At 59.3% G+C, this 13,058-nt stretch carries 9 protein-coding genes; 6 read left to right on the plus strand and 3 right to left on the minus strand.

What is annotated here, in order from left to right; translation table 11 throughout:
• Positions 1 to 156: 156 nt before the first annotated feature.
• The 6 genes from LW884_00135 (at position 157) to LW884_00160 (ending at position 8,404) form a co-directional block, all read left to right on the plus strand.
• A complete protein-coding gene (locus tag LW884_00135) occupies positions 157 to 1,230 on the plus strand; it encodes an efflux RND transporter periplasmic adaptor subunit (protein MCE3006746.1) in 1,074 nt (357 codons plus the stop codon).
• Positions 1,227 to 4,490 carry an efflux RND transporter permease subunit gene (locus tag LW884_00140; GenBank protein MCE3006747.1) on the plus strand — a complete coding sequence of 1,088 codons (3,264 nt, stop codon included), beginning with the start codon at positions 1,227 to 1,229 and terminating at the stop codon, positions 4,488 to 4,490. The genes LW884_00135 and LW884_00140 overlap by 4 nt, the downstream gene beginning before the upstream one ends.
• A complete protein-coding gene (locus LW884_00145; protein ID MCE3006748.1) occupies positions 4,462 to 5,814 on the plus strand; it encodes a TolC family protein in 1,353 nt (450 codons plus the stop codon). Before LW884_00140 ends, LW884_00145 begins: the two co-directional genes overlap by 29 nt.
• Before the next feature lie 70 nt (positions 5,815 to 5,884).
• Positions 5,885 to 7,192 (plus strand): aminotransferase class I/II-fold pyridoxal phosphate-dependent enzyme, encoded by a 1,308-nt coding sequence (locus tag LW884_00150; protein ID MCE3006749.1) that lies wholly within the window; start codon positions 5,885 to 5,887, stop codon positions 7,190 to 7,192.
• 142 nt (positions 7,193 to 7,334) lie between these two features.
• Entirely contained in the window at positions 7,335 to 7,829 is a 495-nt protein-coding gene (locus LW884_00155; protein MCE3006750.1) for a glutathione peroxidase, read from the plus strand.
• A gap of 128 nt (positions 7,830 to 7,957) precedes the next feature.
• Positions 7,958 to 8,404, plus strand: coding sequence for a glutathione peroxidase (locus LW884_00160; protein MCE3006751.1), 447 nt, complete (start codon positions 7,958 to 7,960; stop codon positions 8,402 to 8,404).
• A 151-nt stretch (positions 8,405 to 8,555) separates the two neighbouring features.
• Here the strand turns inward: LW884_00160 and LW884_00165 are convergent, their stop codons facing one another.
• The 3 genes from LW884_00165 to LW884_00175 all read right to left on the minus strand — a co-directional run bounded on the left by LW884_00165 (position 8,556) and on the right by LW884_00175 (position 12,975).
• Positions 8,556 to 9,635 carry a type I restriction enzyme HsdR N-terminal domain-containing protein gene (locus LW884_00165; protein ID MCE3006752.1) on the minus strand — a complete coding sequence of 360 codons (1,080 nt, stop codon included), beginning with the start codon at positions 9,633 to 9,635 and terminating at the stop codon, positions 8,556 to 8,558.
• 132 nt (positions 9,636 to 9,767) lie between these two features.
• A complete protein-coding gene (locus tag LW884_00170; protein MCE3006753.1) occupies positions 9,768 to 11,306 on the minus strand; it encodes a YifB family Mg chelatase-like AAA ATPase in 1,539 nt (512 codons plus the stop codon).
• A 112-nt stretch (positions 11,307 to 11,418) separates the two neighbouring features.
• The gene (locus LW884_00175) at positions 11,419 to 12,975 is read right to left on the minus strand and encodes a Ppx/GppA family phosphatase (protein ID MCE3006754.1); all 1,557 of its coding nucleotides are present in this window, start codon (positions 12,973 to 12,975) and stop codon (positions 11,419 to 11,421) included.
• Positions 12,976 to 13,058 lie beyond the last annotated feature (83 nt).

Here is a 13,058-nt window from a genome sequence, read left to right on the forward strand (position 1 = left end):
TTCAGCACAAAAATGCACCACTTTCCGCTTTATTTTGCAGCAGAACGGGCTTTCACTCGGTATGGTACGGATGAAAGGCCCGGCAGTTCCGGATTTCGGTACAAAAGACTCCCGGAATTTGAACGGAATAGGTAGCACATTGTTAAGGTACCGGCTATGAAGATAAGAAAATATCTCACCCCCATTGCCCTCATGGCACTTTTCCTGGTGCTACTCGTGCCCCGGCTGTGGGATAGCCGACAGGCAGACAAGGGCGCTGCCGGAGCCAAGGGTGCTGCCGGAGCCCCCCCGCTGCAGGTAGAGGTAATACAGACCCGCTACGACACCCTGACGGACCAGCTGACGGTGAGCGGCAGCCTGCTGGCAGACGAGGGGGTGGCCCTTAGTACCGAGACGGCAGGCCGGGTAGTGGGCATCTACTTTGCCGAGGACAGCTATGTACAGCAGGGGCAGCTGCTGGTAAAGCTGAACGACCAGGACCTGCTGGCCCAGCAGGCCAAGGCCGAGCAGCAGCTAAAGCTGGCCAAGACCACCCAGCAGCGCATAGCTGACCTGCTGAAGAAGCAGGCCGTGAGCCAGGAGGAGTACGACCAGGCTGTAACCGAAGTGGCCGTGCGCGAGAGCGAACTGCTACTACTGCAGGCCCAGCTAGATAAACTGCACATACGCGCCCCATTCTCGGGCCGCATAGGCCTGCGGCGCATAAGCCCCGGCGCATACGTAAGCCCCGGCACCAATATGGCCAACCTGCAGCGCACCCACCCCATGAAGCTGGAGTTTGAGCTACCCGAGAAATATGGCCCCCGCATTCATACAGGTCGCAGCGTGCGCTTTGCCACGCCCGGCCAGCCCGGCCAGCATACCGCACGTATATACGCGCTGGAGCCAGGCATAGACCCCGAAACCCGCAGCATCCGCGCACGCGCACAGGTGCCCAACCCGCAGGGGCTGCTAAAGCCCGGCGCCTTTGCCGATGTGCTGCTGCCACTCGAGACCCTGGAGAACGCCATTATGGTGCCCACCGAGGCCGTGGTGCCCGGTAGCACCGGAGACCTGGTGTGGCTGGTGCAGGGCGACAGCCTGCAGCCCCAGCCTGTGGTAACCGGTGTGCGCACCGGCGCCCGTGTGCAGATCGTGAAAGGCCTGAAGCCCGGTATGCAGGTGCTGGTGAGCGGCATACTGCAGGCCCGCCCCGGTGCCCGTGTACAGGCCAAAGTAGTGAAACGATGAACCTGAGCGAACTGTGCATCCGCCGGCCCGTATTTACGCTGGTAATCAACCTGCTGGTGGTGCTGCTGGGTGTCATCGGCCTGTTCTTTCTGGGCATACGTGAGTTTCCTACTACAGACCGGCCCGTTATCTCCGTAACCACCAACTACACCGGCGCCAACGCCCAGGTGATAGAGAGCCAGATAACCGAACCCCTGGAGGAATACATAAGTGGCATAGATGGCATCCGCCAGATCAGCTCCATCAGCCGCGAGGAGCGCAGCACCATCAGCGTAGAGTTTGAGCTGGGGGTAGACCTGAATGATGCGGCGAACAATGTGATCGAGAAAGTAACCCGGTCGCTCCGCCAGCTGCCACCCGATGCCGACCCGCCTATTGTGGCCAAGGAGGATGACAACAACAGCCCCATCATCTTCCTGAACGTACAGAGCAGCCAGCGCACCCCCATGGAGCTGACTGAGGTGGCCGACCGGATTTTCAAACAGCAGGTACAGACCATCCGGGGCGTAAGCCTGGTACCCATCTGGGGCAGCCAGCTGTACAGCATGCGCCTGTGGCTAGACCGCGAGCGCATGGCTGCCCAGGGCATTACCCCCCGAGATGTGCAGCAGGCCGTAGCAAGAGAGAATGTAGAGCTGCCCGGGGGCCGTGTGGAAGGCAATAGCACCGAACTTACGGTGCGTACCCTGGGCCGGCTGGAGACCGTAGAAGCATTTAACGACCTGCCTATCCGCCAGGTAGGCCAGCGCACCATCCGCCTGAGAGACATTGGCCGTGCCGCCCTGGATGCCGAGAACCAGCGCACCCGCCTGAAGCGAGACGGTATACAGATGGTGGGTGTAGCCCTGTACCCACAGCCCGGGGCAAACCACCTGGAGATCGCCAACGAGTTTTACAACCGGCTGAACCGGGTACGCAAGGACCTACCCGCAGATATTCAGATCGGCATTGGCTTCGACACCACCCGCTTCATAGCCCAGGCCATAGATGAGGTAACCGAGACACTATTTGTGGCCTTTGCGCTCGTTACCCTCATCATCTTCCTCTTTCTGCGCGACTGGCGCACCACGCTCATACCCGTGCTGGCTATTCCCATCTCGCTGGTGGGCAGCTTCTTTGTTATGTATCTGATGGGCTTTTCCATCAACATCCTCACGCTGCTTTCCCTGGTGCTAGCCATCGGCATTGTGGTAGATGATGCCATTGTGATGATGGAAAACATCTATAGCCGCATAGAGCGGGGCGAGCCGACGCAGGCGGCTGCCATAGCCGGTAGCCGCGAGGTGTTTTTTGCCATTATTGCCACCACCATTTCGCTGGTGGTGGTCTTTCTGCCCGTGCTTTTCCTACAGGGCTTGGTGGGCAGGCTGTTTTTCGAGTTTGGCGTGGTGCTGGCCGTTACGGTACTGATATCCGGCTTTGTGTCCCTCACCCTTACGCCCATGGCGAGTAGCCGGCTGCTACGCCCGCTGGCGCAGCACAACTGGCTGTACCGAAAGACAGAGCCCCTGTTTATACAGCTGAACGAAGGCTACGGCCGCTGGCTAGAGGCCGTGCTGGCCCGCCCCTGGCTGTCGCCCGTGCTGCTGGCTGCCTCCCTAGCGCTCTTCCTGCTGCTGGGTAGCCAGCTGAAAAGCGAGCTGGCCCCCATGGAAGACCGTAGCCGCGTGCTGGTAAATGTACAAGGCCCCGAGGGTGCCACCTATGAGTATATGGACCGGTATATGGATGCGCTGATAGACGAAATCCGCCGGCAGGTGCCGCCGGGTGTGCGCGATGCCACCATCTCGGTTACCTCTCCCGCCTTTGGGGCAAACAGCTCGGCCAACTCGGGATTCATGTTTGTAAACCTGCTGGACCCCGCCCGGCGCAGGCCAGGCACTACACAAGCCGAGGTGGCCGACAGGCTTAGCCAGGCCCTGCAGCCCTTTACCGGTGCCCGTACCACCGTTATCCAGCAGCAGACCTTTGGCGGCAGGTTTGGCGCGCCGGTAGAGTATGTGCTCAAGGCACCTAGTAACGAGGCCCTGCGGGCCGCGCTCGACCCCTTTCTGCAGCGTGCCCGCCGCAGCCCCCACTTCGCCTTTGTGGATGTAAACCTGAAGCTGAACAAACCCGAACTGACCATTACGCCCGACCGCCAGCGTGCCCGAGACCTGGACGTGAGCGTGAGAGACATAGGCGAGGCCCTGCAGCTGGGCCTGAGTGGCAGCCGGTACGGCTTCTTTCAGAAAAATGGCAAGCAGTACCAGGTGATTGGCCAGCTACAGCGGACTGACCGCGACGACCCCGCCGACATCCGAAGCCTGTATGTGGCAAACGCCGCAGGCAAGCTCGTTCAGCTGGACAACGTGGTAACCACCCAGGAGAGTGCCACCACCCCCTCTCGCTTTCGCTACGAGCGCTACCCATCGGCCACCTTCAGCGCCAACCCCGCACCCGGCTACACACTGGGCGAGGCACTGGCCGAGATGGACCGAATAGCGGCAGAGGTGCTGCCCGAAAACTTCCAGACCAGCCTGAGCGGCACCTCCAGAGATTTTCAGGACAGCAACAACAACCTGCTACTCAGCTTTGTGCTGGCCCTGGTGCTGGTATACCTGGTGCTGGCAGCCCAGTTTGAAAGCTGGCGCGACCCGGTCATTATTCTGCTGAATGTTGCCACCGCCCTTATGGGGGCCGTCCTCAGCCTGTGGTACTTCCACCAGACGCTGAATATCTTCAGCCAGATCGGTATCATCATGCTCATCGGGCTGGTAACCAAGAATGGCATCCTGATCGTTGAGTTTGCCAACCAGCGCCGGCGAGATGGCCACTCGCGCCTGGATGCCGTGCGCGAGGCTGCTGTGGCGCGTTTTCGCCCCATTCTCATGACCTCGCTCTGCACGGCCCTGGGCTTCCTGCCCATCGCCCTGGCCCTGGGTGCCGGGGCCGAGAGCCGCATCGGTATGGGCATAGCCGTAGTGGGGGGGGTCAGCATTAGCAGCTTCCTTTCCCTCTTCCTGGTTCCGGGCATGTACCTGCTGCTCAGCCGTGGCCAGCGGCCACCTGCCACCGTGGCCATGGCCCCAGGCCTGCCCGATGTGTGGCCAGAAACACGAGAAACTGCAACCACCCCGCCAGCCGATGAACAGGCTCCCGGGAAGAAAAAGAAAAGGAAGCCCAAAAAACAGGACAAGCCGAAGAAAGAGAAGCAAAAATCCGAAAAGGCAAAAAAAGGAAAGCAGAAGGATGACGACAGTCCGCGAAAAGAGAAGTAGCCATGGGCATAGGGCCCTGCTCATCCTGCTGGGGTGCAGCCTTGCCCTGGGGCTACATGCCCAGCAGCCGCTGGCGCTGGGCCAGCTGTGGCAGCTGGCACGCAGCCAGAATATAGGCCTGAAAATAGCCGGGCTGGAGCGTGCACGCATTGCCCTGCTTACCAGCCCGGCCTTTGCAGGCCTGGAGCCCGAGGTGAACCTGGAGGCATTTACGCGCAACGCGGTTAACTACACCAAACTAGGCCTCGCCAACGGACAGACCATTGAAAACAATGGGGCCAATGCCACCAGCTACGGCGCCAGCCTGAACCTGGACTGGACGCTCTATAGCTTTGGTGCCAACCGCCAGCTATTCGCCCGCCAGCAGCTACAGCTACGCAGCAGCCAGCTGGGCTATACCCGCCGGGAGAACGACCTGGCATCGGAGGTGGCTACGGCTTACTACCAGCTGGTGCAGGCCCGGCAGGCCCAGGCTATACTGGATAGCAACCTGGCAGTGGGCAGCCTGCGGGCGGCGCTGAGCCAGGCGCAGTATGAAAGCGGCCGAACCGGAAAGTCGGACTGGCTGCAGGCACAGGTAGACCTAAACAGCATACGCGCAGCCCAAACACGCCAGCAGCTGGCCGTGGCACAGGCCCAGCTGGCCCTGGCACAGCTGCTGGGCGAGCGCAATAGCCTGGAGATACTACCCCTGAGCCCCCTGCAGCCCGATACCACCCTGCTGCTGCAGCGCCTGATGGAGCTGGCTACCAGCCAGAACCCCAACCTGCTGCTGGCCGAGAATGACCGCCAGATCAGCATCCGCGCACTGAACGAGGCACGCGCCCGCCGCCTGCCCGAGCTGCAGCTGAACCTGGGCCCGGGCTACCTGAACAGTAGCAACCCCGCCAGCTTCGTTACCGAAAACCGAAACATAGCCCTGAACTATGGCCTGACTGCCAGCGTAACCCTGTGGGACGGACGCAACCTGCAGCGCCAGATGAAGGCTGCCGAGGTGGCGGCAGACATCCAGCAGCTGAGCCTGGGCGAGCAGCAAATAGCCGTAGAGAGCCAGCTGTGGCAGGCCTGGGCGGGCTATACGCGTGGCCTGGACCAATGGGAAATAACCCGCAGCAACATCCGCCTGGCTGCAGAGAACCTGGATATTGCCCTGGAACGATACCGACTGGGCCGGGCCAGCCAGCTGGACCTGCGCACGGCCCAGATCAGCGTACTGCAGGCTGCCAATGAGGAACTGATGGCCCGCTACACCCTGAAGCTGTATGAAATACGGATGAAGACCCTGGCCGGAACCCTGGCAGCCGAGCTGGAGAATCTGCCCTGAACTACGCGCCTACCCGGCAAACGGTATTTTTTTACTTAGTTTGAGGATATTTTGACAAAGCCCCCTAGCCATGAGTGAAGCGCCCGAAGCCCACACCCGAAAAGTACAGGTCAGCATGATGGCCTACAACCTGATAGGCAGCGAGATACTCGCCATATCCAAGGAGGTAAAAGCCCTGCAGGCTGCGGGCAAGCATATTCTGAACTTTACGGTAGGCGACTTTCAGGCAGGGGAATTCCGCATCCCCGACCCCCTGACGGATCTGATTATTCAACACTACAAGGCGGGCCATACCAATTATCCGCCCAGCACAGGCGAGGCTAGCCTGCGCCAGGCCGTAGCCCGCTTTGTAAACCATGAGCTGGGACTGGAGTATACCCAAGACCATGTGCTGATAACAGGCGGCAGCCGCCCCGCCATCTTTGGCCTATACACCACCCTGCTAGACCCCGGCGATATAGTGGTGTATGGCGTGCCCAGCTGGAACAACAATCACTATTGCCACATAACCGGTGCAGTGCCCCGGCAGGTAGATACACAGCGGAGAAACAACTTCCTGCTCACGGCCGAAGAGCTGGCACCGTACATAGAGGAGGTGGTGCTGGTGGCCCTCAATACCCCCAGCAACCCAACGGGCACCCTGTACACGGCCACCCAGCTGGCCGACATCTGCGACCTGATTCTGGCCGAGAATGAGCAGCGCGAGCGGCGTGGGGCCAAGCCCGTATACGTCATGTTTGACCAGATGTACTACCTGATGGCCTATGGCAACCACCGCCATGTGCATCCCCTGGGCCTGCGGCCCGAGATGGCACCCTATACCATCTACATAGACGGGATAAGTAAGTACCTGGCTGCCACGGGCGTGCGCGTAGGCTGGGCCATTGGCCCGGTTAATATCATCCAGAAAATGAGCAGCCTGCTGGGCCACATGGGTGCATGGGCACCCCGGCCTGAGCAGCTAGCCGTGGGCACCTTTCTGGAGATGGAGGACAGCCTGCGCGGCTATATCCGGCAGCTGAACGCCAAGGTGAGTGCCCGACTGAATAAAATACACCAGGCTTTTCAGGCCTGGAAGCTGGCAGGCCTGCCGGTAGACAGTGTGGAGCCTATGGGAGGCCTGTACCTGAGCGTGCTATTCAACATAAAGGGATACAGGCAGCCCGATGGTGCCGTTATAAAAAATGCAGAGATGATGCGCGCCTACCTGCTGCACCAGGCAGATACCGCCGTGGTGCCCTTCGAGGCCTTCGGAGACCGGAAAAGCGAGGGCTGGTGCCGCCTCTCGGTCGGGGGCCTATCTGATGCGGACATAGACGAGGCCCTGAAGCGCCTGCCCAAGGCCCTGGAGCAGCTAAGCTGGACCGGCAACCGATAGTACAACGGAGTATACAAGGCAGAGGCCCCCAACCGAGACCGAACGGACCCGAAGAACCCGCCTCCGGTAACAAAATGCGGCGGGATGGAATCTTGAAGAGCGAAATCCCGTTGCAAGGCAGAGGCCCCTACCGAACCCCCGTATGCGAAAAACCCTGCATGACTACACCGCCCACCTGATAACGGGCACCCCTGTTCCGCTGGATCAGTACAGGGGCAAGGTGCTGCTGCTGGTAAACACGGCCAGCCACTGCGGCCTTGCCCCGCAGCTGAAGGAGCTGGAGCAACTGCACCAGCGCTATAAGGACCAGGCCTTTGAGGTGCTGGGCTTCCCCAGTGGCGACTTCAAAAACCAGGAGCTGGGCACCGATACCGAGATCGGTACCTACTGCCAGCGTAATTATGGGGTTAGCTTCCCGATGTTCGCCAAAGGCCATGTGCGTGGCCCGCAGGCGCAGCCCGTGTTTCAGTTCCTCACCAGCCGGGCACTGAACGGACGAAATGGCTTCCGCCCGTTCTGGAATTTTACAAAATACCTGATAGATAAGCAGGGCCGCCTACAGCGGGTATACCTACCCTTTGTAAAGCCCACCAGTCAAAGAATTACCCGTCAAATCGATCAATTACTCCGACCATGAAACTACTCGCATCCCTACTAGCCCTCTGCCTGGTGGCAGCCGGCTGCAGCTCGCAGCCAGGCCCGAGCCACACTACCGCAGATCAGCCCCAGGCCGCTCAGTCGGCAACCAGCTTTTACGACTTCAGCATGACTACCCTGGATGGCAAAGAACAGCCGCTAAGCGCCTATAAGGGCAAGGTGGTGATTGTGGTAAACGTGGCCAGCAAGTGTGGCTATACCCCCCAGTATGCCGACCTGGAGCGCTTCTACACCCAAAACAAGGATAAGGGTGTGGTGGTGCTGGGTTTCCCGGCCAATAACTTCATGGGCCAGGAGCCGGGTACGGACGAAGAGATAGCGAGCTTTTGCCAGAAAAACTATGGCGTTACCTTCCCCATGTTTAGCAAGATTAGTGTGAAGGGCAAGGATATCCACCCCCTGTATGCCTATCTGACCGAGGCCGTGGGTGCGTCTATCAGCTGGAACTTCAACAAGATCCTGATCGACAAAAATGGCAAGCCTGTGGCGCACTTCAAGAGTGGCGTAAAGCCCGGCGATCCCGAATTTGATGAGGCGGTGGCCAAGCTGCTGTAGTGCCAAATTCCTAACCCCGCACACTGGCGGTTCATTAGGCAGCTAGTGCTTGATAAATTCTGTTTCTGTAAATAACCCACCTCTGCCTACCTGCTGGGCCAAGTAGGCAGGTCGGGTATCTGCTCCTGTGTGGGCGTGGGCTTATTCCTCCCTAGGCGGTTGTTTTTGCCTGCTCGTAGCTGTCGGCTACCTCCAGCAGCAGGTCTGCATATTGGTACAGGTCGTCCAGGGTGGTTAGCTCTTTACGTATTTCCTTTCGGTCTGCATCCAGCACAGCCAGGTACTTTTTGCCCCCGTTCAGGTACAGGCGGCACAGGGTCTTGCGGTTGTTGTCGTCTAGCAGAATGGTAAAGTACGTTTGCGCATCCCGGTGGGCAATGCGATTCACGTTCAGCTTTTGACGAAGAATACTTTTTACGATTACAAAGGCTTCCAGCTCCTCTTCGGTGGTTACAATCTTATTCCTGGTTTCCTCCTTTTCTACTGCCAGCGCCAGTGCCTCTGCTTTATCAGCCTCATCCTCCTTGCTCAGCGCGGTCTTTAGGCGCTCGGTTACCGTATCGCTCAGGTACTGCTGCACGGAGCGCTTCACCAGCTTGGAAAACTGCTCCAGCACTTTGGCGGTTATGGTCTTGGGATACACTTGTCGGGTAAGCAAACGTACAAAGTCATCGGAGGGGTTAGCGAATTCCTGGTTCAGCAGGGCCTTCAGCTCGCTGGTATACTTCAGGTCGCTGGCGGTGCTGGTAATGCTTTCTACGTCGAAACTGGCCTTATGAAATTTGCGCAGCTCCTCTACCTGATTATCTTTTATCTCCAGAATATTGAACTCCAGAAAGGGCTTTTCGTCCATCTTGTTTGGCTCCACCAGATCGGAATAGAAACGATAGAGCAGGCCATTGGAAAGAATGGCAAAGCGTGCCTTGGAAACATGAAAATAGCGTAGCAGTTGGCCATCGTGTATATCCAGGTTTTGGGCTATGTGCTTGCACTCTACCAGGATGATGGGTTGGCCATCCTTTAAGACGGCGTAGTCTATTTTCTCCCCCTTTTTGGTACCTATATCGGCCACATACTCGGGCACAATCTCCTGCGGGTTAAATACATCGTAGCCAAGTACTTGCAGGAATGGCATGATGAGCGCATTCTTGGTCGCCTCCTCGGTGGCTACCTGGTCTTTCAGTGTTTTGGCACGCTCGCTGAGTGTTTTGATTTGGTCTTTAAACTCCATGGTCAGTTTTTTTTCAAAATTAATCTTTTTTTTGAGCCATACGGTGGCTAGGGAGGGACTCCTGACTGGGGACAGTATAGGCAAGAAAAGGCGACCCGTGCTTGGGGAGATGGGCGAAATACCGTCTGTGCCCTAGGCAGCCCAGCCCTCTCGGTCCAGGTTTCGGTATTGGATGGCCTCGGCCACGTGCTCGGGCAGTATGTCGGCACTGTCGGCCAGGTCGGCTATGGTGCGCGATACCTTCAGGATGCGGTCGTAGGCGCGGGCACTGAGCTGGAGGCGCGTCATGGCTGCCTTCAGAAGTGTCTCGCTGGCTTTGCTGATGCGGCATAGGCTACGCACCATTTGGGTGCTCATCTGCGCGTTGGCATACAGCTGGGGCTGGTCGGCAAAGCGGGCCTGCTGGCGCTCTCGGGCTGCCATTACCCGCTGGCGTACCTGGCTGCTGGGCTCTGCCGGGCGGTTTTCGGCCAGCTCGTCAAAGGGTACAGGCGTTACCTCTATGTGCAGGTCTATCCTGTCTAGCAGCGGGCCGCTCACGCGGCTCAGATACTTCTGCACCGCCCCCGGGGGGCACAGGCACTCTTTATCCGGGTGGTTGTAGTAGCCGCAGGGGCAGGGGTTCATGCTGGCTATCAGCATAAAGCTGGCGGGGTATTCCACGCTGAACTTGGCCCGGCTGATGGTGATGTTTCGCTCCTCCAGGGGCTGGCGCAGCACCTCCAGCACTGTGCGCTTGAATTCGGGCAGCTCATCCAGGAAGAGCACGCCATGGTGTGCCAGGCTGATCTCGCCCGGCTGGGGGTGGTTTCCCCCGCCCACCAGGGCCACGTCGCTCACGGTATGGTGGGGGCTGCGGAAAGGGCGGGTGGCAATGAGGCCCATGTGCCCGCCCATGTGGCCCGCCACGCTGTGGATTTTGGTGGTCTCCAGGGCCTCTTGCAGCGTGAGGGGCGGCAGTATGGTGGGCAGGCGCTTGGCCAGCATGGTCTTGCCGGCACCCGGGGGGCCTATCATAATGGCGTTGTGCCCGCCGGCAGCTGCTACCTCCAGGGCCCGTTTTACATGCTCCTGGCCGCGCACGTCCGAGAAATCCTGGGCATAGTCTGTGCTAGCGGCCTGAAAAATCTCGCGTGTGTCTATGTGCAGGGGCATCAGCAGTTCTTTGCCATTCAGGTAGTCTACGGCCTCTATCAGGTTGGTGAGGGGCAGCACATTCAGCTGGTTTACAATGGCCGCTTCGCGGGCATTCTCGGTAGGCAGCAGGAAGCCCTCAAAGCCCTCTTTCCGGGCCTGTATGGCTATGGGCAGGCAGCCCTTTACCGGCTTTATGCCGCCATCCAGGCTTAGTTCTCCCATTACCACAAAGTGGCCCAGGCGGTCGGCATCCACCTGGCCACTAGCCGCCAGGATGGCGAGGGCCAGGGGTAGGTCGTAGGCAGCACCTTCCTTGCGCACGTCGGCCGGTGCCATGTTGATCACCAGCTTGCCCCGGGGGTAGTCATAGCCGCTGTTCTTGATGGCAGCCTCTACACGCTCGCGGGCTTCCTTCACGGCATTGTCTGGCAGGCCCACCAGGGCAAAGCCGTGCATACCCCCCAGGTTCACCTCTATGGTGATGGTGAGGGCATCCACGCCACTTACTGCGCTCGCAAAGGCTTTTACCAGCATGCTGCAAATTACGCTATCTGCACCCGTGCGGCAAGGTTGAGGGGGCGAAAAGCGGGGAGCATCCTGCTGCCCATCCTGGCAATGGGTGTGAGACTGTGCCCGTGTGCGCCAGCTAGGCGGTTAGCAGCTGGGCCTGCAGCTCTATCTTTCGGTCCAGGGCCTGCTGCAGCATGTCGGTAGCCTCGCGTGCGTGGCGTATCTCCAGCTCCACATCCTGTGGCGAGTAGACGGTGATGGATAGCTTGCTGGGGCTAAGGCGTAGCTCCAGCCGCTGCACCAGGCCCCGGTGTGCGCGGTCCAGGTTTACGGCCAGGCGCAGCATGCCACCCAGTACCATTACCTTTTGCTTGTCCTCCTTGTACAGCAGGTTGTAGTGCATGTGCTCGTAGCTGGGTATGCTCCTGCGGTGGTAGCGCACCATGTTTGCCATCAGCAGCAGCTCATCGCTGCTGAAGCCTGGCAGCTTGCTGTTCATAATGATGTATTGGCCGTGCTTGTGGTGGCCGCTCCGATCTACAAAGTGCCCAATATCATGCAGCAGGGCGGCGTAGTGCAGCAGTTCTCGCTCTTCGGTGCTGTAGTGGTGCAGGCCCGCCAGTTGGTCAAACAGCTGCAGGGCCAGCTGGCTGGTCTGCCGGGCGTGTGCGGCATCGTATTTGTATTTCTCTGCCAGGGCCTCCACTGCGCTGCTGCGCACATTCATCTGCTGGGGGTCCTGCACCTGCTGGCTGGTGCGCTCGGCTATAAAGTTGAAGAGGATGCCCTCCTTCAGGGCAAAGGTGCTTACCGTAATGGTCTCTATACCCAGGCTCTGCACCACGTGCTGCACCAGCAGGCTGCCCATGTTGATCATCTCTACGCGCACAGGGTCCATGCCGGGCAGTGCTAGCCGGGCAGTACGGTCTAGCCGGATCATATCCTGGTGGAGGCGCAAAAAGTCGGGCACCGAAAATTGGTAGGCATTCACCATATCAGCCATCAGCCTATTGCCCGACTGGTGGGCAATGACGGTGCCCAGGGTTTCGAAGGTGCCGCTGCTGCCAATCAGCTGCTTGATGCCAAAGCTGCGAACTTCCTGCATCAGCGGGTCCAGCTGCTCTGCCAGGTAGGTTTCGGCCTGTATGATGTCCTGGCGCGTCATGGGGTCCTGTGGCTGTAGGTGCTCCAGCAGGCGGGCCCCGCCCAGGTTCAGGCTGCGTATCAGCTTGGGGTAGCGTCGGTCTCCCACCACAAACTCTACCGAGCCGCCGCCTATGTCCATAAACAGGTAGTCCGTGCGCGGGCTTAGGTGCAGGCCGTGCCGCACACCGTCATAGATCAGTACAGCCTCCTCATAGCCATTAATTACGCGGATTTGTATGCCGGTTTTTGCCTGCACCTCGGCCATAAACTGCGGCCCATTCTCGGCAGAGCGCAGGGCACTGGTGGCATTAGCCAGCACATGGGTTACGTGTCGACTCTTCAGGATCTTGCGAAAGTTCTGCATCGTCCGTATGCCCCGCGCATAGGGAGTGGGGGCAATAAAGCCTTTGCTGATGCCTCCTTCGCCCAGCTTTACGCTTTCCTTGTACTTCTCCAGTATCCGGTAGGTGTGCCCTGTCAGCTCAATCACCAGCAGGTGAAAGGTGTTGGTTCCCAGGTCTATGATGGCGATGTTTTCGGGCTGCATACCAGGCAGCTAAGGTACAAAAATGTGCCCCCCCGGGCCATGTGCTTTTGCGCTTTTGTTCCGGGCGATGCCGCAGGGTGGCC

Source organism: Bacteroidota bacterium (assembly GCA_021300195.1).
Classification (GTDB): Bacteria; Bacteroidota; Bacteroidia; order J057; family JAJTIE01; genus JAJTIE01.